The 20,433-nt window shown below is 45.9% G+C and carries 16 protein-coding genes and 3 tRNA genes; 12 read left to right on the top strand and 7 right to left on the bottom strand.

Annotated elements, in window-relative coordinates:
- The first annotated feature begins 138 nt into the window (after window positions 1-138).
- On the top strand, window positions 139-5,928 hold the full coding sequence (locus tag QY318_01420; GenBank protein WKZ31414.1) for a response regulator: 5,790 nt from the start codon (window positions 139-141) through the stop codon (window positions 5,926-5,928).
- 4 nt (window positions 5,929-5,932) lie between these two features.
- Here the strand turns inward: QY318_01420 and QY318_01415 are convergent.
- From QY318_01415 to QY318_01390, 6 genes are all read right to left on the bottom strand, one after another.
- A tRNA-Thr gene (locus QY318_01415) sits at window positions 5,933-6,009 on the bottom strand.
- A gap of 77 nt (window positions 6,010-6,086) precedes the next feature.
- Window positions 6,087-6,647, bottom strand: coding sequence for a dCTP deaminase (gene dcd, locus QY318_01410; protein WKZ31413.1), 561 nt, complete (start codon window positions 6,645-6,647; stop codon window positions 6,087-6,089).
- 61 nt (window positions 6,648-6,708) lie between these two features.
- A tRNA-Tyr gene (locus QY318_01405) sits at window positions 6,709-6,794 on the bottom strand.
- A gap of 203 nt (window positions 6,795-6,997) precedes the next feature.
- A tRNA-Thr gene (locus tag QY318_01400) sits at window positions 6,998-7,074 on the bottom strand.
- Window positions 7,075-7,188: 114 nt separating this feature from the next.
- Window positions 7,189-7,719 carry a hypothetical protein gene (locus tag QY318_01395; GenBank protein ID WKZ31412.1) on the bottom strand — a complete coding sequence of 177 codons (531 nt, stop codon included), beginning with the start codon at window positions 7,717-7,719 and terminating at the stop codon, window positions 7,189-7,191.
- A 347-nt stretch (window positions 7,720-8,066) separates the two neighbouring features.
- Entirely contained in the window at window positions 8,067-8,711 is a 645-nt protein-coding gene (locus QY318_01390; protein WKZ31411.1) for a site-2 protease family protein, read from the bottom strand.
- 133 nt (window positions 8,712-8,844) lie between these two features.
- Between QY318_01390 and QY318_01385 the strand changes: the two genes are divergently transcribed.
- The 3 genes from QY318_01385 to mreC all read left to right on the top strand — a co-directional run bounded on the left by QY318_01385 (window position 8,845) and on the right by mreC (window position 11,360).
- On the top strand, window positions 8,845-9,096 hold the full coding sequence (locus QY318_01385) for a L28 family ribosomal protein (GenBank protein WKZ31410.1): 252 nt from the start codon (window positions 8,845-8,847) through the stop codon (window positions 9,094-9,096).
- Window positions 9,097-9,296: 200 nt separating this feature from the next.
- Window positions 9,297-10,346, top strand: coding sequence for a rod shape-determining protein (locus QY318_01380; GenBank protein ID WKZ31409.1), 1,050 nt, complete (start codon window positions 9,297-9,299; stop codon window positions 10,344-10,346).
- Between the two features lie 153 nt (window positions 10,347-10,499).
- Window positions 10,500-11,360, top strand: a complete 861-nt coding sequence (mreC, locus tag QY318_01375; GenBank protein ID WKZ31408.1) for a rod shape-determining protein MreC — start codon at window positions 10,500-10,502, stop codon at window positions 11,358-11,360.
- Window positions 11,361-11,469: 109 nt separating this feature from the next.
- Here mreC and QY318_01370 read toward each other — a convergent pair whose 3' ends face one another.
- The gene (locus tag QY318_01370) at window positions 11,470-11,598 is read right to left on the bottom strand and encodes a hypothetical protein (protein WKZ31407.1); all 129 of its coding nucleotides are present in this window, start codon (window positions 11,596-11,598) and stop codon (window positions 11,470-11,472) included.
- A 22-nt stretch (window positions 11,599-11,620) separates the two neighbouring features.
- Here QY318_01370 and QY318_01365 point away from each other — a divergent pair, with 22 nt between their 5' ends.
- From QY318_01365 to QY318_01330, 8 genes are all read left to right on the top strand, one after another.
- Window positions 11,621-11,848 (top strand): hypothetical protein, encoded by a 228-nt coding sequence (locus QY318_01365; GenBank protein ID WKZ31406.1) that lies wholly within the window; start codon window positions 11,621-11,623, stop codon window positions 11,846-11,848.
- Between the two features lie 11 nt (window positions 11,849-11,859).
- On the top strand, window positions 11,860-13,812 hold the full coding sequence (locus tag QY318_01360; GenBank protein ID WKZ31405.1) for a penicillin-binding transpeptidase domain-containing protein: 1,953 nt from the start codon (window positions 11,860-11,862) through the stop codon (window positions 13,810-13,812).
- Window positions 13,813-13,991: 179 nt separating this feature from the next.
- Complete coding sequence (gene dprA, locus QY318_01355) at window positions 13,992-15,044, top strand: DNA-processing protein DprA (protein WKZ31404.1); 1,053 nt, start codon at window positions 13,992-13,994, stop codon at window positions 15,042-15,044.
- Between the two features lie 16 nt (window positions 15,045-15,060).
- Window positions 15,061-17,184, top strand: a complete 2,124-nt coding sequence (topA, locus tag QY318_01350; GenBank protein WKZ31403.1) for a type I DNA topoisomerase — start codon at window positions 15,061-15,063, stop codon at window positions 17,182-17,184.
- A 74-nt stretch (window positions 17,185-17,258) separates the two neighbouring features.
- Window positions 17,259-17,909, top strand: coding sequence for a DNA repair protein RadC (gene radC, locus QY318_01345; GenBank protein ID WKZ31402.1), 651 nt, complete (start codon window positions 17,259-17,261; stop codon window positions 17,907-17,909).
- 52 nt (window positions 17,910-17,961) lie between these two features.
- Complete coding sequence (locus QY318_01340) at window positions 17,962-18,684, top strand: HAD-IA family hydrolase (protein ID WKZ31401.1); 723 nt, start codon at window positions 17,962-17,964, stop codon at window positions 18,682-18,684.
- A 219-nt stretch (window positions 18,685-18,903) separates the two neighbouring features.
- Window positions 18,904-20,010, top strand: coding sequence for a methionine adenosyltransferase (gene metK / locus QY318_01335; protein WKZ31400.1), 1,107 nt, complete (start codon window positions 18,904-18,906; stop codon window positions 20,008-20,010).
- A gap of 80 nt (window positions 20,011-20,090) precedes the next feature.
- Complete coding sequence (locus QY318_01330; protein ID WKZ31399.1) at window positions 20,091-20,357, top strand: hypothetical protein; 267 nt, start codon at window positions 20,091-20,093, stop codon at window positions 20,355-20,357.
- The last annotated feature ends 76 nt before the right edge of the window (window positions 20,358-20,433 follow it).

The raw sequence follows: 20,433 nt of genomic DNA, 5'->3' as shown, positions 1-20,433 counted from the left end.
ATTTTTTCTGCTTTAATCTGTGGTGATAAAGTTGGTTGTCGTGTACGCGAATATGCCCAAGATCATACTGTATGATTCGTTGAATTCATCAAGGAAATACATTATCCTGTATAACCAAAATAATCTGCCTACAATGCAATGGGAAGGGATTCCGTAAATATAGTATTAATAGAAGACGATTCTGTCATACGGCTTGTACTGAAAAACCTGCTCTACTCCTCATTTCGCAAGGAGAAGTTAAATATCTATACATGCTCTAACGGCATGGACGGTCTCGGCTATCTATATGTAGTCCATCCAGAGATCATAGTAATCGATGCGACACTCCCTCAGTATGGTGGATTAGAAATAATAGAGTATGTGAGAACCAACAAGGTACTTAACGAGTCATCAAAAAAGGTGGTAGTACTGACCGCGGCAAATCAGAAACTGGGTGATCTTCCCAGCGATTATGTAGTACTGGATAAAGACGACTCCGATTTTCTCGACAGGCTTATCAATGAGATCTCTTCACTAGTAGAGGGCAGAGTGGAGGATGGCTCGAGATGGTTCCGATTTGTTAAGTATATTGCTTCGCAAGCATACAGGTATGCTCACCTCTCAAATCAGTCCGCTGACATGGCGCAGAAGGGTAACGGTCCTATCTCCAAAGCTATCCTGCGAGCGAATTGGATTTTCTACCAGGTAATAACGACCTTCTTTCTCTCGATACTCTACTTTCTGATCTCCCGGGGCGACAAGGATCTCAATGTCCCTCAGCGCAAAGACGATCTAAGGCTATCCAGAGTTCGAGCCTATCCGGCGTTAGCTGTCACCCTCACCTTCACTCTTTTCCTCTGTGCGCAGGTTGTTCTAGTATCGTTATCCTCGTATGAGTTTTTTAATTTTTTTAGATCTCCGGCGAAAGCGGCTACCTACACCTGGGATGGTGGTGGAGCTACGGAGAACTGGAGCGAGTGTACTAACTGGAGCACCGATGTGTGTCCTACCTCAGCGGACTCAGTAATATTTGATGGTACAAGCAGTAAAAATTCTACGGTAGACAGCTCTTTTGGTGGTACTATAACGGCTGTAAGTATTAATGCTGGGTATAGCGGAGTAGTAACCCAGGGACGAGCCCTGATTATGAATGGTGCCTATACTCAGTCCGCAGGTACATATAGTGCGAACAGTTTCAACTTTGATGCAAATAGTACGGTTACGCTTAATAGTGGCGCAATTTTTACTGCCTCGTCCGGTAATACGAACCTAGGCAATGCGGTAACAATCGACAGCGCTGCAACATTTAATAACAACAGTGGAATTGTAATTTTTGATGGGTCGTCATCAGCTGTGATTGCGTGTGGAAATGTAACCTTCAACACTGTGCAAATCACAAGTAGCTCAAGCCGGACTTTCAACAGTGATTGTACCCTACCAGTAGGAAACAATTACACAACCACAGCATCTGGATTTATCCAGTTGTATGGTACTTTGAGTGGCACTGGAACTTTTACTAAAAACAATGGGAGTATGACTGCTTCTGCAGGTTCAGTTTTCAGTGGCTTTAGTGGACTTGCCATAGCATCGTTAATTGTTGTAGACGGCGATTTTAGTAGCTACACATCGTTTGTTTCCACCTCGTCGCTAATAGTTAATGGGACAATCGTGTTACCACCGTCTGGGACGAGTTTCGGTACACTGAACCTAAATGCAGCTGCAAATGTTACCGCCCCATCTGGGACTATGACTATTACTGGAGGTATAAACTTTAACGCTAGCTCAACCTTTAATCACAATAACGGTACAGTAAGCTTTACGGGTAGCTCTGGGACAGTAACCTGCGGAGGGAAACTGTTTAACCTTGTGACGTTTAACAATAGTGGCAGTAAGACTATTTCATCAAGTTGCACAATACCACTTGGGAACAACCCAACTCTACTCGGAAACGGAGGGCTAACGGTGGCAGGTACCTTAAGTGGAACTGGTACTTTGACCTTTCCTACTGGTTCACTATTTACTCTCAACAGTGGCGCTAGTTTTAGTGGATTCTCTAGCATCTCAGGTGGCGGCTTGACTGTATCTGGTGCCACTCTGAATCTCAGCGGGATAAGTAGTTTGACCCTCTCAGGTCAGCTGCTTATGACTTCAGGTAGCGTAACTTTACCCCCAGTTGCAGATATAAATGGAACTCTTTCCATGAGCGCCGGAACCTTTACAGCCTCATCCTCGACACTTAACTTAGCAGGCGCGCTTACCATCTCAGGTAGTGCTGTATTCAACCACAATAGTGGGACGATAATATTTGATGGCAGCACTGCAACACTCAACTGTAACAGTGTGTCATTTAATCAGGTAATTTTTAGCAATACAGGGGTTAAGACTATATCCTCCACCTGCACTATTGCATTAGGAAATAATCCCACCGTTGGGGTAAACAACTCCGGCGGTTTGACAGTCAACGGTAATGTGAGTGGGAGTGGTACGCTTACAGCAATGGGGATACTCACAGTGAATAGTGGTGGAGTGGTAAGCGGTTTCAGTAATGGTTCGATGAACTCTATTACCATCGCAGGTGGGACGTTTAACACATCGATAATGACAGGTATAGCAGCGACTACTGTTGCAGTAAGCTCTGGAAGCATAACCTTGCCGCCGATTGCTGATCTTACCTCGGTATCAGTCAGTGGTGGGAGTATGACAGCATCTTCAAATACAATGTCCGTCTCCGGTTCTTTCACCATAAGTGGGTCTGGATCATTTAATCATAACGGAGGGGTACTTACCTTTGACGGAATCTCAGGCAGTATTAATTGTAATAATTCAACTTTCAATCTCGTGAGCTTTAATCACACGAGTACGAAAACCGTAGCGTCTAGCTGTTCATTACCACTCGGGGGCGATGCAGTCGTCACAGCAGCAATATCACTGCAGGGGACTCTCTCGGGCAGTGGTGATCTGACCATTCAGGGTGATTTGACTGTAAATAGCACAGGCGTTCTTAGCGGCTTTGAGAGTCTATATATACTGGAGGATATGATAGTCTCAGGTCCAACATTAAACCTATCTGGATACAGCGGTTTGGACATTGCAGGAACTCTGACCTTTAGTTCGGGCACACTCACACTTGCTGAGAACTCCGCTTTTGGCGACTTCACCTTTTCTGGCGGAAACCTGATCGCTTCCGCCGGCACAACTACATTACGTGGCCAGATGCAGGTGACTGGCACGACAACATTTGATCATAACAATGGAACAATCCACTTTGATAATACCGCATATGAGCCAATAGACTGTGAAAACTTCGTGTTTAACCATGTGACATTCGGCCTAGACTCTATTCTAGGAATCGCAAATAACTGTAGCCTTCCAGTCGGTAACGATCCAGTACTTCCAAATGGAGCAATAAATCTGTACAGGTATGACCTGGGCGGTGCCAGTTTGACTGGCACGGGAACGCTCACGAAGGGAGGAGATACACTTTACCTAGCTGAGTTATCCCAGGATCCTGGTGGCTTTTTCTCAGGATTTGACTCTCTTAACATTGACAACCTTACTGTTTCAACTACAACTGTTACTGACCTAAGTGGGTCAACGAGCTTTAATAGTGATGTTATGGTTGAAGTCTCGAGTCACCTGATGCTACCTGCTACTTCAACGGTTTCGCAATTGGTCATTAACTATAACGGTACATTAACCGCACCATCTGATGAGCTTATTGTCACAGGTGACTTAACCAATAGTGGTATTTTTAATCATAATAACGGTACAGTGATCTTCGACGGTGGTGCAACGATCCTTACAGGAAACTATCAGTTTAATAATATTGAGGTATTGCCAAACATCGCTACTTTCCAGGTGTTAGAAGGAAGTGTGATAACAGTAGAAGGTATGACTACGATTGCGGGGACAGAAAACAATCATATTGATTTGGTCTCTGTAACTCCAGGTCAGCCTTGGTACATTGATCCTCAAGGTTCAAGGAATATACAGTATGTGGATGTTAGCGATAGCGTAAATAATAGTCCGACTGCTATTCAGCTACTTGGTACTGGGTCTAACCTAGGTAATAATGTTGGTTGGAACTTCGGAATTCCGGTGACGACCGATCTTGGTGAGGGTGCCGTAATAGATGGAGAGTTTAGCGTTAATACAGCCCCTGTATTTGCATTTGCTATATCTGATGAGGACAGTACGGACACAGTCCAGTATCGAATTCAGATTGATGACAGCGAAGATTTCTCAACCCCTGTCGTTGATTTCACATCGGCACCACTAGCACAAGGTAGTTATACCTTCACCGTTGGTCAGGCTCCTTCAGGCGGCACATATGCTGTAGGTAACGAAGGGCAAGTTCTAGGTGATTCTACTTACTACTGGCGCGTTGGTGGCTATGATCCAACCCTTTACCCAGTCGTTTATAGTACTGCAAACGAAGGAGAGGTTGCCTTCGGAGTTGACACTATCCCTCCTGTGGGCGAACTATTTATTACAGACAATTCGGGCAGTAGTAATATTCGAGATATAGTAATTTTGATACCTGCGATCGATACTGGTTCTGGCGTTGCCGAGATTATGATATCGGAAGGCGAAGAATTTATTGAAACTGAGTGGGAGCAGTACGAAGCAAATCTTGAATACAGGACTACGGCAACTGGCTCGGTAACAATAAATGTGAGGCTTAGAGACGCCGTTGGTAACCTTTCGGAGGTTTATTCAGAGACGGTGCTGATATCTAATAGTGAACCTTTACCGCCTGAACCAGAACAGGATCCTGAACCCGAACCAGAACCTGAGCCTGTACCAGGCGCAGAACCAGACGACGGAGAGGAGCCAGCCGCACCAGCAAATAATGGTAGCGGAAGGCAGACTACCTCGCAACCACAGTCGATAATAGGTAGGGCTGGGGAAGCTATCGTTGAGACCACTGGACGGGTGGTGGAGGAGTGGGAGGAGGGAGAGTACGATCTGGTAACTTCTGGAGTGGCTACAGCCGCTTCTGCGGGCTACATATTACTCTTCATACCAGAGATCCCTGGCATGGCCTTGCGGTTCTGGATCGCACTGCTGAACTTCTTGAAATCGCGCAAACGTGAGTCGTTCGGTATCGTCTACGATGCTCAAGACAAAGCCCCACTAAATAATGTGATAGTACGTGTTTACGACGATTTTGGCAGGTTGGTTGATACAGATGTGACCAGATATAACGGTGTGTATAACCTATACCTTGATAATGGTAGATATAGGATCGATGCAGTTAAGACTGGCTACCGATTCCCTGCAAGGACGATCAAGACCTCTACAGATGGGATCTATCAAAGCCTTTACCTTGGTGGAGTATTTAGTCACAAAAAGGATTACTCGGTAGATAGAGCAGTGCCGCTAGATAGAGCTGAGAGCGGGTGGAGCACAGTATTAGTAAATGTCGCACAGAGCGGTTTTGTGAATGCACTATTTATTGTTTTGAGGATACTATTAGTTCTAGGCATGGTGCTCTCTGGCCTTGTACTTATTACCTCTCCATCGTGGTTGAACTTCACATTCTTCCTGCTATATCTAATACCTGTAAGCCTTTTAATCATTCAGAGCATGCTTAAGAGTGGCTATACATATGGTGTGGTAAGGTCTGTTAAAGGGAATAGGTTGGCCGGTGTGGAGATTACTTTAATCGAAGAGGGGACGGATAAAACTGTTCAGAAGGTGATTACTGACGAGCAGGGAAGGTATAGGATTGTCTCATTCGCCGGGATTTACAGATTGGAATTCAACGGTGAGCATAAAGTGGTCAAAGGGAAGGTAAAGTACACAATTAATAAGAAATTGGATCTGATAACGGGTAATTTCAAGCTGCAGCCTCCCGAGGATAATTGGACCGGGAGTACTGAGAGTGGAGTGATGAGGAGAGTTGATAGTCCGCAATCGGTTTCTCCAACACAAATTACCGCTTAATAAATGGAGCTGGATCCGGGGGTCGAACCCGGGACCTCATCCTTACCATGGATGCGCTCTGGCCAACTGAGCTAATCCAGCCTATATCCAAATGATACAGCAGTGCACGAGAGTTTAATATAGCAAGGGTGCTCAGTCAACGCCGCTATAGGAGAGGCCTAGAAATTCTTGTGCATCTTGCTCGCCTGTACATCCATGTCGCCATAATATTTGCTGTTTAATGACTTGTGGCCATAAGGCTTCTCACATGGCTGATCGAGCTCCTCAAATGCCATCTGGGCAATTTTCATCCCTGGATACAGCTTGACCGGCAGAGTGCCGATATTACTGAATTCGAGAGTCATGCGAAGCTTATTGCCTGGGTCGAGGAAGCCTGCGGTCGCATGGATAATTATCCCGATGCGGCCGAGTGAGCTTTTGCCTTCAAGTCGACCAACATGCTTATCGTCTACACCTGTAACTTCGGCAATGTTTGCGAGGGCAAATTCTCCTGGGTGCAGCACGAAGAAATCACCGTCATTTACGACCACCTCGCGCATCAGGGCGCTTGAGTCTTCTTTCACATCAATTACCAAGTTGTTCGGAGTGTCGAAAATCAGAAATTTGTTTCCCAAAGTAAGATCATATGAGGCAGGCTGAAGATGATCCTCATTAAATGGCTCGAGGACTAATTGGCCGCTCTTGACGCGGTCGCGGATAGTTTTGTCTGAAAGAATCATGACTGTAAATTGAAATCTTAAGTTTGGGACTGGTTTCAACTACAGCTATTAAATTTTGAAATGGTGCAGGGGACAGGATTTGAACCTGTGTAGTCCGAAGACGTTGGATTTACAGTCCAATGCATTTGACCGCTCTGCCACCCCTGCTTCTCGGTGATGTTAAATAAAGCTTCTAATACTCGCTACGCTGCGTGCGAAGCTTTATTTAACATCACCTCATGGTTGTGATTCATATCATGCCATGTTTTAGGGAGTTTGAGAACTCGCCTCACCATAAGCATGCTTTTGCGGCCATTTGGAGTATTCTTCCGCAGCGCAGCGAGGACTGAGTTCGAGAGATTCCTAAAACATGGAGCTGGAGGAGGGATTCGAACCCTCGACCCACGGTTTACAAAACCGTTGCTCTGACCAACTGAGCTACTCCAGCGATTATTTAAAAGAGCACTATTATTCTACACAAAATCGCCACAATCCGAAATCGGTTGAGAGTTTAATATAGAGTAATAGGATAGTCAAATGTCTGCTAGTGGGGATTCTATTTCTATTTGGTAGGCTCCTCGTAGAGGAAGTGCCATAAAGACTTTTGTATGCAACCGATTAGGTAGAGGAGCTGCTCATAGTTTTGCAATGCTATAAAATGCTCTTTTCGAACCTGTTTGTAGAGCTCATTAGGTATTGATCTTGCTGGGTTGAACGAGGGTTCGATAACTGCTCGAATAGCCTCAAGTGGGACTATCTTGCTGTCACTGTTCGAGTACACTGCATAGTTCCAGATAACGTAATGTTGAAGTGCTCTAATTGCATTCAATTCGCCCGTGTCATACTCATAATAATCTGGTTTGTAGGATATAAGTAGCGCTATTGCGGCACCGAGCTTTTCAAGATCTGGTGCGTCTGAATGCATGGATTCAAGATAGGCTGATCGAAATGAATCTACTCCGGCGGCTTGATGTATGCAGCTAATCACATCAGTGAGAGGTGAGCTTTGGTCCAAGAAACCATCCACTGCGTCGGCTATCTTAGTAGAGATCTTTGATTTTGTTCGAGTGTCATAAGAGAACTCATCGTGCATGGCAGATGTAGTCTAGTTACAAGATACCGGCTCGTGAAAGAATCGATCTTATAGAGCACTCATTACACACGGGGATAAAGTACCCTAGCACCAGAGAAACTTAAGAGCCCTAAAGAATATTTAGGGTGGGTCACCTCCTCAACACAAGCCCAAGGGCAAGTGCGATCTCGGAGTCCCATTCTTAAACTAAGGGGCTTAAGAATTCCTCTTGTAACGTGCTAGGGTAACCTATTATACAATTGCCAAAACTGTTGTACAACAATTTCAAGCGACTGTTAATAAATCCTTAAATAGGTTGAAAAGCGCCTAGTGACGTTACTTTTCCCGCCCTTGAAAAGCGAACAGATTTACAGGATTAAAAGGTTCATAAAGTAGAGAATTCCACTTGTCAGAAATGTCCCGATTACCTGGCTCAAAGGGGAGAAAGGAAGCAGAATTAATAGCAGCAGTATCCCTGAGTAGTTCTCCATTAGATCCCAGTAGTACTGGAGGCTCTTTGGCATTATCACTTTCACAATCCTTGAACCATCGAGCGGTGGGATTGGAATAAGGTTGAAAAGCATCAGCACAATATTTACATATATAAATGATATCAGTGCAGAGTTGAGCACTCCAAGGACAGGGCTAGATGATGGTAGTAGTGCGAGAAATTGCTGTGCAAAGAGAGCGTTGTATACAATCGCAGCAGCTGTTGCCATTACCAGGTTGGAAGCAGGACCAGCAAGTGCTGTGATCGCCATTCCTACAACAGGATTCTTAAAATTGTATGAATTCACCGGAACGGGCTTCATCCAGCCGAACTTGGCAATTATCATAAGTAGCAGGCCGAACGGGTCGAGATGGGCTAAGGGATTCAGTGTGAGCCTGCCTTCTATAGTGGCGGTGTAATCTCCCAGTTTCTTGGCTGTCCAGGCGTGCATATACTCGTGAACTGTACCGGCTAATATGAATGCTGGGAGTCCTACTAAAATCCATTGGAGGTCGGGAACCATGCCTTGTTAATCCTTGTCAAATAATTTACTTTCTGATAATATCACGCTTGTAATTTTAAACATTGAAGGTTGTTAACACAAGAGAAGTTAATGAACCCTTTAATCGCTTAAGAAAATTTATTGAGTCATCGAAATGGCACGTCAATGTGAAATTTGTGGAAAATCAACAGTCGCAGGCAAGCGAATTCAGCACCATCACTCCATCGGTTGGAGGTTTAAAGCTCCTCGCAAGAATCGCGTCTTTAAGCCAAATGTCCGCAAAATTAAGGCCAGCGTTGATGGCAAAGTGCAGTCTATCTCGGTATGTATGAAGTGCTACAAGCGACTTCGCAAAGAAGATGCAGCAGTAGTAGCTCCTGCAGCCAAAGCAGCTTCAGCAAACTAATTATCCCTCCCGCTAACTTATAGTTCGTGCATCACTGTCCACTGTGACCAATTGCCCAGCCCGGATTTAATGAATCTTGAGAAAACAGTGCAGTACTAAGGGTTGAGTACATACTATAAGTTAGCGGGAGCTATTTTGTTCCACAGTTACAGTCCTGTAGAGTATAATCACCCTGAAAGTGTAATTATCATATTGAAGAAATGTTCGACAAACTTTGGAATCTAGTCACATACGATATCGGAATTGATCTCGGTACCGCGAATACTTTGGTGTACCTCAGAGGGAAGGGTATCGTAATCTCAGAACCTTCAGTGGTTGCGATAGATAAGAAGACGAAGCGAGTGCTTGCCGTAGGAGCTGAGGCTCGCCAGATGATCGGTAGGACTCCAGCCCGGGTAGTTGCCGCTAAGCCCCTGCAAGATGGTGTGATCTCAGACTTCGATATGACCCAGGCGATGATTCATTACTTTATCAGTAAGGTGCATCGGTACAGCTCTGGAAGCTTCAAAATCCCTCGTCCACGTGTGATTGTGGGCGTACCCTCATCGGTGACCGAAGTAGAGCGCCAAGCCGTCATGGACGCTGCTAAGAGCGCAGGAGCGCGCCAAGTATTCATCGTAGAAGAGGCAATGGCCGCCGCGATCGGTGCCGAGCTGCCAATCGAGCAGGCGTCGGGTAGCATGATTATAGATATTGGTGGTGGAACCTCTGACATTGCAGTGCTCTCGCTTGGCGATATTGTCGTAGACAAGACCTTGAGAGTAGCTGGTGATGAAATGGATCAGGATATCATCAATTATGTGCGTCAGAAATATAACCTGCTGATAGGGGAGAGAACCGCCGAAGATGTGAAGATAGCGATCGGCTCAGCTGTGCCGCAGGAAGAAGAAAAGAAGGTGATCATCCAGGGTCGCAACCTGCTGACTGGCCTCCCAAAATCAGTTGAATTTTCAAGCATCGAATGTCGTGAGGCTATCATGAATTCGCTGGACAAGATCACCGATGCTGTGAAGGACGCCATCGAAGAGACGCCTCCGGAGCTACTCTCAGACTTGGTGACCTCAGGTGCATATATTGCAGGTGGTGGCGCCCTGATTCGAGGGCTCGATAAGCTTTGGGAGCAGGAGCTAAAGCTTCCGATAAATATCGTAGACGAGCCACTCTCTGCTGTAGCGCGCGGAACCTCAGCTATGCTCGACCACATCGAGCTGCTCGAGAGAGTACAGAAGTCCTGGGAGGAGCTGGCCTAATTGCAAGTTGCACAAACCGTTTCACAAACTCCGCCTTCACGAAGTCGGACTTCGCCAAGTCGCACTTGCAAAGTGCGACTTGGCGTGGCGTTTCTCCCGCTCGCCATAAGACCCTCTTAAGACAGAAATCGGGAAAATTGCTACAATCAACCGATGAAAGTTACTGACCTCTCTCTCAATGAGAAAAGCTCAAAAGTTCCCAAAGAGTTTATTGCCCTGGCGGTGGCGGTGCTGCTGCTTTCGGCCAACTATATATTGCCCGCAGAGAGCCTGAGAAAGCCGATTGCATATGCCGGGTCGCCTTTGATGAAGGGTGGTGTGGCTGTAGGCAAGGCAATTGACGACTCAGTTGAAGCATTCTTCTCAATCCCATACATCCGCTCTGAAAATGCAGTCTTGCAGATAACATCGGCAGAGTTAGAGGCTGAAAATCGTAAGCTACAGCTACTATTAGAAGAGAATGCTGCATTGCGCAAGGAGATAGATTTAGGCAAGCGAGAGGATAAGTTGTTGGAGGCCAATGTATTGGCTTCAGATATAGGAGTAGATGACTCGATGATAATTGATGCCGGCAAGAAGGATGGAGTAGAAGAGGGCGATATTGTACGGATTGGGAGCATATATATTGGCTACATAGGCGCCGTGAGCGAGCTTACCTCAAAGGTGATCTTGCCAAATAACGAGACAAGCACCCTCGAGGTGTTGCTAATCGATAATCCTGATCTTGACAAGGGAATTGAGCAACTAAAAGAGGAGTTTAGCAACCGCGACGATTTAGCAAATGGTCTCGCCCTAGGCGAAAATTCAGCTATCAAGGTCGACAATATATCCAGGAACGATACGGTGCAGGCTGGATATGCTGTTGTAGTGAATGACCCCGAGATTCAGGAGCTGCTCTACATCGGAAGCGTAAGTGAGGTGATCGATGATCCGGCTGCACCGGTGAAGCGTGCCAAAGTTAGACCAGCTTTTGTGTATGACAATATAAATTACTTATTTGTGGTTATTGAATAATGGGATTGATCATTGCTGTAATAATAGGCTCCCTGCTGCTTGTCTTTATCCAGGCAATATTGAACACATTAAGTGTCTTTAGTTTGCTACTGGTAGTGGCTGTTTTCGCCTATAGCAGGATGAGGCTGGTTGCGTTTTTAGGCTTAATCCTGCCTGCAACCTTGTTAAATGACATATATTTCTCATACCCGATCGGGTTTACATTTTTGTTACTTATTATTGCTTGCTTACTCTTCAAATTGGTGTGTCGCTTTCTCCCTATGAGCAATATCCCAGTAGAAATAATTACATTAATTTTTCTATTCATTGGATTTCACCTCCTCTTCTTTATGGCTGCTGGTGTGCTGGAGCAGGGCCAGATAGGCTTGAGTTGGAGAGAGCTATTTTCGGCGGTTAAGTTCTCCTTGATTGAGGTGGCAATTTATTTCGCTCTTAAGACTGTTGTTTCTAAGATATCGGAAAGTAGTCATTCTACGATTAAACTATAAATAGAGCTTTCTTGGTCTGGCACGAAGAAGAAAAAATCAAAACCTCCTCTTGGAACTTCACCTATCTATTCATAATTATGATAGTGCTTTTTGTCTGGCTAGCAGTCGCGCTAGTAGGGCTTCAGATAGTAGAGGGTGGGGAGTATTCACAAACCTCTGCAGCAAATAGTGTAGTGCTAAGCTATAAATATCCAAACCGTGGAGTGATCTTAGATCGAAACGGTGAGATTTTGGCCGAAAATGTTGCAGCAAATAACCTCTACCTAGTGCTTGATGATTACTACACAAAGGAGGGGGTAGATAAGGAGAAGGTGAGCGAAGCGGCAGAGCAGATTGTTGCCGTGATAGGCGACCAGTGGCGCACCCAAATCGAGGATCAGGACACGGAAAGCCTAGCTGCTTGGCTAGTAGATCAGATGCAGAAATCTCTCGATAAGAGGGAGGAAGATATGACTGTGGAGCTACTAAGTGAGGTATTGATCTCTGAGGATGTAGATAATGAGACGACAATTAAGCTGAAATCTCTAAGTGACACCGTCGAAGGTCTCGCTGTAAGAGAAGGGAGCAAGCGAAATTACCCAGGCGGTCATGAGTTCACACATATTCTTGGCTACACAAGTATTGTAACTGCTGAAGATCTCGACGAGCTTGACTATCTTGATTACGATGAATTTGTAGCACGAAATGGCTATAACGATATTGTTGGAAGGCTAGGTGTGGAAAAAGTATATGACGAGCAGTTGATAGGCGAGCGAGGCCTTATTGCGCTTGAAATCGACGGCTACGGCAATGTAGTGACTGACACAAGCCATGAGCTACAGCCGGTTAACAGTGGCAAGAACCTGTATCTCACGATCGACAGTAAGGCGCAGAAAAAGATGGTGGAGGTCATTGATGCCGGAGTTGAGAAATATAACGCTACTGGTGGTGCGGGGATCATCCAAGATATCAAGACAGGTGAGCTGCTTGTCCTCTCAACATTCCCGACCTACGACAACAATCAGTTTATTGGCGGAATCTCTCAAGCGGATTATGATAAATTGCTTAATGATAAGCGCTTGCCACTGCTGGATAGGCCGATCGGTGCGCAGTTTCCGCCCGGATCGACATTTAAGACTATCGCTGCGGCAGCCGCACTTGATGCTGGTGTGATCGACCTGGATACAATCTATGTAAGCCGCACTGGCTATACTTTCTCTAACGGCGCGCCATTTCAGGAGTACCGCAACAACTCATACGGTTCGCTTAATATCATAGACGCTATTGCTCGGTCGTCTAACATTTTCTTCTGCGAGACGATCCGAGACTGGAGTATCAATGAGCTGGTGCCATATTATGAGAAATTCGGAATTGGTGATTATACAGGGGTTGATCTGTATGGCGAGCAGCCAGGACGATTACCATCTCCTGCTCATAAGAAGGAGCTTGCCAATACTCCAGGCGTCACATGGCTCGATGAGATCTGGTATCCGGAGGGAGACAGCTGCAACACGGTCATAGGGCAGGGTATTGGTTTGGTTACCCCTCTTCAGATGTCAAACTGGATCGCGGCAATTGCCAATGGAGGTACTTTGACTACTCCGCATGTTGGTATGAAATTCAAGGATGCTGATGGAAGTGAGGAGATGCTGGAGTTCAAACCAATTCGAGCCGATTTTATATCCGATGAGGCTTTAGAAACAACCCGCTATGCGATGCGCCAGGCAGTAGCTGGTCCAAAGAAGAGCATCTCGGCTTTGACTGATGCGAAAGTTGCGGTTGCCGCCAAGACTGGTACAGCCGAGTTCGGTGCAATTAACTCGAAGGGGCAATATGAGCATGCTCACGGGTGGGTAACTGGCTTCTTCCCGTATGATGATCCGAAATATGCCTTTGTCATACTACTCGAGGATGGTGGGGAGAGCTTCTATGCTGCGCAGATGGCGCGCGAGTATATCGATTGGATGGTAAGCGAGGGCTACTAAGTCGCACTTGCAAAGTGCGACTTGGGGAAGGCGGAGTTGGTTTCACGAGAGCAGTCATGAATTGGGTTTGTCCTATTCAAATAGCCTTTCCCGGTGATCGCACTCGGCCGGTGCATCTGCCAGTACACATTGACGGAGAATTTCAGAAATATTTAATGATTGGGCGCTACAATCGGAGTATGCCCGATCACAAAGATTTTAAGAGCTACCTGATCTCAAAGCTACTCAAGCCAGGTTATGGCAGCCAGGCTGCTAAGCTTGAGTATGCGAGGATCTCGAACACTTACCATTTGGCTAAATATCCCACTGCGAGGATCTCAACCTCCCACCCTAGATACCATTCATCTAAATATCCCACTACAGAGCCCGGCCAGCCAAGCATAGCTTTCTGGGAGAAAGAGTACCCGCCTCAGCTCAAAGAGCTCACAGATTGCCCAGCCTTCCTTTTCTACGAAGGTGAGCCAGGGATACTAAATAAGAAGCTGATCACTGTGGTTGGCACACGGAGGATGAGCGAATATGGCAGACGTATATGCCACGAGGTACTGGCAAAGCTGTTCGAGAAGATCAAAAATACACATGCAATTGTGAGTGGATTGGCATATGGTGTAGATGCCACTGTGCATCGTATATGCCTCGAGGTTGGGATCGCTTCGGTAGGTGTGGTGGCGGGTGGGCTAGGGCAGGGCTACCCTGCCTCGTCGAGGAGGATTTACGGCGATCTAGGGACAAAGGGGCTTATTGTAGCGGAATTCCCGCCAGGTAGGCCAATAGTTAAGGGGATGTTTCCGATGCGCAACCGAATAATGGCAGGATTATCGAGCCACACAATAGTGGTGGAGTCGGCAATCCATGGTGGGTCAATGATTACGGCAAGATTGGCAGCCGAGTATGGGCGGGAGGTGATCGCTTTCCCGGGCTCGGTATTTTCAAAGCAGTCAGAGGGTTGCAACAAGCTAATTAGTGAGGGTGCTACACATGCTGCTTCGTTAGAAGACTTAATAGATGCCCTTGGCATCGAAGTGCAAGCAGAAAATGGCCGAAACTACCCACCAGAGCTTGCGCAGATAGCGGCTAAGCTGCTCCAAAATTATCCTCATGGGTTCAGCCTTTTGGATGTCCAAAAATTAACAATGCAAAGCATCGGCGAGACGGCCGCTATGTTGACAAGGAATGAAATGACAGGTATTTTGGGGCGTTATGACAACGGTAATTACTATCTAATCAGATGACTGAAGTGGGGGAAGTATGAAGAACTTAGTGATCGTAGAGTCTCCGTCTAAGGCGAAGACAATAAGCAAGTATCTAGGAAAAGATTACAAGGTGATGGCCACGGTTGGTCATATAATTGACCTACCAAAAAGCAAGCTGGGCATCGACGTTGACAACAAGTATGAGCCTGAATTTACCACGATTAAAGGCAAAGCCGACATCATCAAGAAGCTCGGTACAGCAGCTAAAGGGAAGAAAGTGTTTCTGGCAATGGACCCGGATCGTGAGGGGGAGGCTATCGCATGGCATGTAGCGAAAGCATTGAAATTAAAGAAGCCGCAGCGTGTTGTTTTCTACGAAATTACCAAAGGGGCAGTAAACGAAGCAATATTGGCACCGCGGAAGATCGACGACAACCTCGTCGAGGCACAGCTGGCGCGTCGTGCTCTAGACAGGTTGGTCGGATACAAAGTGTCTGAGCTTGTGTGGAAGAAGATCTGGTACGGACTATCCGCAGGTCGTGTGCAATCAGTAGCTCTCAGGCTAATTGTTGAAAGAGAGAAGGAGATCGAGGCATTTGTGCCTGATGAGTATTGGGATCTGTATGCAATCGTTCAGCACAAGAAGAACGAGCTAAAGGCGAAATTCACCAAGAAAGATGGGAAGAAAAATATACCTGGCAGCAAGGATGACGTAGAGAAAATCAAGAAAGATATCGGCAAAAACGATTTAGAAGTTATCGACGTGCAGACAACTGCCAAGTCGAAGAAGCCATATCCGCCATTCTCGACCTCGCTTCTACAGCAGGCAGCCAACAATCTTTTTGGATTTACTGCCAAGCGCACAATGGGATTGGCTCAGGCGTTATACCAGGCCGGTTACATCACCTATATGAGAACTGACTCATTTAATCTCGCCCAGCAGGCGATAGATGCAGCACGAGACAAGATCGTAGAGCAGTACGGCGAGAAATATCTCCCAGAGCAGCCAAACTACTACAAGAGCCGAAGCCGAAATGCCCAAGAGGCGCACGAGGCGATCCGTCCAACCGATTTCAACACTTCAGATATACAGGTGAAAGCAGATCTAGGCCCAGCGGAGGCGAAGCTGTACAAATTGATCTATGACCGCACATTGGCATGTCAGATGAAGAACCAGCAGACCGAGGTGCTAACCGTGACCTGTGAGGTGGTTGGCAAGTCAAAGGCAAAGTATGAATTCAGAATGGGTGGTGAGAAGGTGCTCTTTGATGGCTTCCGCAAGGTGTGGAAGGCCTCAAGTGAGAAGGATGAGGAGCAGCTACAGCAGATCAGCGAGGTCCAGAAAGGAGAGAAATTGGAGAACAAGAAGCTAGATGCTGAGCAGCACTTTACCAAGCCGAAGCCAAGATACACAGACGCATCCTTGGTCAAAGCACTCGAGCATTACGGAATTGGTCGACCTTCAACCTATGCAACCATCATCAGCACAGTTCAGAGTCGTGGCTATGTAGAGAAGAAGGCGCGTTTCCTTCACCCGCTCGACGTCGGCAGGGTAGTAAATGAATTTTTGATGAAGAACTTCGCGAGCCTAGTTGACTACGAGTATACAGCCGAGGTAGAGGAGAAGCTTGACCTAATATCAGAAGGCAAGGTCGAGTATGCACCTTTCCTCGATAAAGAGTACAAGCCTCTCGTAAAGGATATCAAAGCTGCTGACAAGAGCGTTGAGAAAAACGACGTCGTCATTCTAGGCAAATCAGACGAGAAGTGTGACAAGTGCGGTTCAAAGATGGTAATTAGGCTAGGTCGGTATGGAAAATTCCTAAGCTGCTCGAAATTCCCAGAGTGCAAAGGGATGAAGAGCATCGACGGCGGTGAGGAGAGCATCGACCTTAAGAAGTATAAAAAGCCAGAAAAATGCCCAGAATGCGGTGCAAAGATGCTGCTCAAGAACGGTAAATATGGGCAATTTTGGGCGTGCGAGCGCTATCCAGAGTGCAAGGGGATCGTCCCGATGCTTCTACACGAGAAGTGTCCTGAATCTGGACATCATCTAGTCGAACGCCGAGGCAAGTGGGGCAAGAACTTCATCGGTTGTAGCGGCTATCCGGAGTGCAAATTTATTAAGAAGGTCAAAGCAGAGAAGAAGTCGGAAGATGAAGATGGTGATGATGAGTAGTCGTTAGCAAACCGAAGACCCTTAGCCTGTAACTGTTTAAGATATTTTTCACATTCCTTCATTATAATTAAGCAATGAAGCCTCGTGAAAAATATGAATCCCGCGGATTAGAGTCTCTCTCCGATAGAGAGCTTGCTGCAATCGTGATCTCTAGCGGTAGTCGTGGTGTGCACTATCGTGATATAGCCAATAATCTAGTCACAGAGCTAAGGAAAGGCTCCCCAGATCGACCCGTAGATCTTGAAACTCTTTCGCAAGTCCGCGGGCTTGGCCGTGTGAAATCAATGCAGGTTCTAGCTGGGATAGAGCTTGGTAGGCGTCTTTACCAGCTATATAGCAGCGAGAAGCCTCGCATCTCATCGACGAAAGAATCAGTCGCTCAATTTGAAGATATTAAATATAAAAAGCGCGAATATCTGAAGGCGATCTACTTGAACGCCAGATTTGAGCTGCTCCATAAGGAGGTGATCGGGGTTGGGAATATAGATTCACTTTTTATTCAGCCGCGCGATATATTATTGCCGGCGCTAGAGAAGAACGCACTCTATATAGTGATGGCACATAACCATCCGTCAGGAGTACTTGATCCAAGCAGGCAAGATATTGAGCTTACCGATAGGGTGGGTAGGGTAGCAAAAGAGCTCGGCTTTGTGTTGCTCGACCATTTAATAGTTGCCAAGAATGGATGGCGCAGGATAGTACAGAAGGGTTCAGATCTCGTATAGATCCGAGTGAGGTGCTACAATGATTCTGATTTAGATAGTTTTGTGGCTGCCCATGCTGAAATATAAAGCCGTCCTCTTTGACCTGGACGATACATTGACCAAATCTGGCAAGATATATGACCGTGCACTCAGGTTTGCATCCAATTTCTTGGCGAGGAAGTATTCACTTGATACAGATGAATTCTATAGCCTGGTTGCAGAGAAGCATCTGATCGTTCAGCGCAATTTCCCGACGGTGCACACGCGACACAGCAGGATACTTGTATTCAGGATGGCGCTAGATGAGATGGTTGGGAAGTATGATCTCTCGCTGCTTCCAGATGTTGAGGATATGTACTGGGAATTTTTCATGAACAATATTGAGCTATTCCCAAATGTAGAGTATGTACTTATGCGGATCCGTGATACCGGGATGAAAGTGGCAATCGTATCAGATGGTAGCCTGAGCCTGCGCATCCGTAAGGTGAAGGCTGCGGGGCTATTGCATTATGTCGACCAGATAATCGCCTCGGAAGAGGTGATCTTTGAGAAGCCGTTTAGTGCAATATTTACCCTGGCTCTCTCGCGACTCAAGATTGAGCCAAATGAGGCTGTGATGATTGGGAACAACTATAAGAACGATATCCGTGGTGCGCAGCTAATCGGGATCAGAGCAGGAATTTACGACCCAGCAACCGACGGTAATGTAGAGGGGAAGGATGCAGGCGTACAGGCAGATTTCACGATAAAAGATTATCCTGAGCTACTCACAGAGTTGGGCATTGCAAGCAAATAAGCCAGACACATCAGTCTGATTCTGCGTATAGATCTATGAGCAACTTCGGATTGATGTGTTACGTGACTATGTAATATTTAACGGCTAACACTTCACACCAAGGTGGACTTATAGTATCATCGCACCCATATTTAAAGAGTGTGATTTTGTATGTAGTCGGGCTTGTACCTAGTTCGAATCTAGCTATAACACCCTAATAATTTGAATTACCAAATTGTAATGAATCAGACATTCACTTCGGAATCGGTTTGTGCAGGGCATCCAGATAAGATCTGTGATCAGATAAGCGATGCGATAGTTGATTCCGCCTTATCGCAAGACAAGTACGCTCGGGTTGCAGTTGAGACACTCGTCACTAGAGATAAGACAATTCTTGCAGGTGAGGTCACACTTGCAGGTGAAATTGATTATGAGAATGTTGCTAAAGGAGTAATCCGTAAGCTTGGGTACACTGACGATAAACTGGGGTATTCGGATCGATCCCCAATATCAGTATTCATCCATAAACAATCTCAGACAATTTCGGATGTAGTAGATAAGGCTGGTGCAGGGGATCAGGGTATTATGTATGGATATGCGACTAATGAAACAGCAGAATTCATGCCAACCCCCATTGTATTATCACACACCTTTGCACATGAAATTGACAGGCTCAGGGAATCCAAAAAGATCCCATATTTGAGACCTGATGGAAAAACACAAGTGACTATTCAGTATAAAGATGGAAAACCATACAAAATCTTAAACATTGTTTTAGCAGCGCCGCACAAAGAAAATGTAACTCCCGACCAGGTAAAAGAGGACTTCTATGAAAATATTATTGTCCCGATGAGTGATAAATTCGGGTTTGCATTAATCTCTAGAGAGAATGTTTACGTGAATGGTGGTCCATGGTATATCGGTGGTCCAGCTTCAGACACAGGTGTAACGGGGCGCAAGATAATTGTTGATTCTTACGGCTCGTTTGCACGAGTTGGAGGTGGCGCTTTTAGCGGCAAAGATCCAACCAAAGTTGATCGTTCGATGGCTTATTTTGCAAGGTACATAGCCAAGAATATTGTAGCTCATGGATTGGCCGACAAGGTTGAGACTAGGCTTGCGTTTACTTTTGGAGGGCATTATCCTCTTATGAGTGATTTTGATACTTTTGGGACAAGCAAGTCACCTAATAATGTGATTGTAGATTTTGTAAAGAGTTTAGTGGGCAATCTTTCGGTCTCTGAGGTGATTGACTTTCTTGAGCTGAGAAACCCAATCTATCTAGCTACAGCGGCATACGGGCATTTCGGGAGAGAAGATTTCCCTTGGGAGAAGATTCGAGCGTAAAGTATAAGTAAGTAAATATTCGGATGTATAAGATATACGTATTCGTTCCACAAGATAGCACTGATAAAGTAATTCAAGCAATGGCAGAAGCTGGAGCTGGAGTTATTGGCAACTATTCTCATTGCGCATTCATTACTTCTGGACATGGAAATTGGCTAAGTAAGGCTGGTGCAAAGCCAGCGATCGGTGAAGTCGGAAAGATGAGCAGAGAGCCTGAGAATAAAATCGAAATGGTGTGTCCGGAGGATAGATTGGGTGCTGTACTAGAGGCAATAAAGAATTCACATCCATATGAAACTCCAGCAGTTGATGTTATTGAAATGAAGACGCTAGCGGTGCTAGATTAGTTTTAATCTTCCCACGTGCCTAAGTAATATCCTTCTGTATAGCAGCACCCTCGGCTTGCGCCGAGATAATAAATTT

It is taken from the genome of Candidatus Dojkabacteria bacterium, assembly GCA_030583845.1.
Classification (GTDB): domain Bacteria; phylum Patescibacteriota; class Dojkabacteria; order SC72; family JAHDCA01.
This window is presented reverse-complemented; position numbering and strand designations above follow the sequence as displayed.

What these genes read in the sequence shown, in the direction of transcription:
- QY318_01420 (WKZ31414.1), top strand. Translation starts at nt 139, where the DNA reads ATGGGAAGGGATTCCGTAAATATAGTATTAATAGAAGACGATTCTGTC.
- mreC (WKZ31408.1), top strand. Translation starts at nt 10,500, where the DNA reads ATGAAAGTTACTGACCTCTCTCTCAATGAGAAAAGCTCAAAAGTTCCC.
- dprA (WKZ31404.1), top strand. Translation starts at nt 13,992, where the DNA reads ATGCCCGATCACAAAGATTTTAAGAGCTACCTGATCTCAAAGCTACTC.
- QY318_01390 (WKZ31411.1), bottom strand. Translation starts at nt 8,711, where the DNA reads ATGGTTCCCGACCTCCAATGGATTTTAGTAGGACTCCCAGCATTCATA.
- radC (WKZ31402.1), top strand. Translation starts at nt 17,259, where the DNA reads ATGAAGCCTCGTGAAAAATATGAATCCCGCGGATTAGAGTCTCTCTCC.
- QY318_01385 (WKZ31410.1), top strand. Translation starts at nt 8,845, where the DNA reads ATGGCACGTCAATGTGAAATTTGTGGAAAATCAACAGTCGCAGGCAAG.
- QY318_01330 (WKZ31399.1), top strand. Translation starts at nt 20,091, where the DNA reads ATGGCAGAAGCTGGAGCTGGAGTTATTGGCAACTATTCTCATTGCGCA.
- QY318_01395 (WKZ31412.1), bottom strand. Translation starts at nt 7,719, where the DNA reads ATGCACGATGAGTTCTCTTATGACACTCGAACAAAATCAAAGATCTCT.
- QY318_01380 (WKZ31409.1), top strand. Translation starts at nt 9,297, where the DNA reads ATGTTCGACAAACTTTGGAATCTAGTCACATACGATATCGGAATTGAT.
- metK (WKZ31400.1), top strand. Translation starts at nt 18,904, where the DNA reads ATGAATCAGACATTCACTTCGGAATCGGTTTGTGCAGGGCATCCAGAT.
- topA (WKZ31403.1), top strand. Translation starts at nt 15,061, where the DNA reads ATGAAGAACTTAGTGATCGTAGAGTCTCCGTCTAAGGCGAAGACAATA.
- QY318_01340 (WKZ31401.1), top strand. Translation starts at nt 17,962, where the DNA reads ATGCTGAAATATAAAGCCGTCCTCTTTGACCTGGACGATACATTGACC.
- QY318_01365 (WKZ31406.1), top strand. Translation starts at nt 11,621, where the DNA reads ATGAGCAATATCCCAGTAGAAATAATTACATTAATTTTTCTATTCATT.
- dcd (WKZ31413.1), bottom strand. Translation starts at nt 6,647, where the DNA reads ATGATTCTTTCAGACAAAACTATCCGCGACCGCGTCAAGAGCGGCCAA.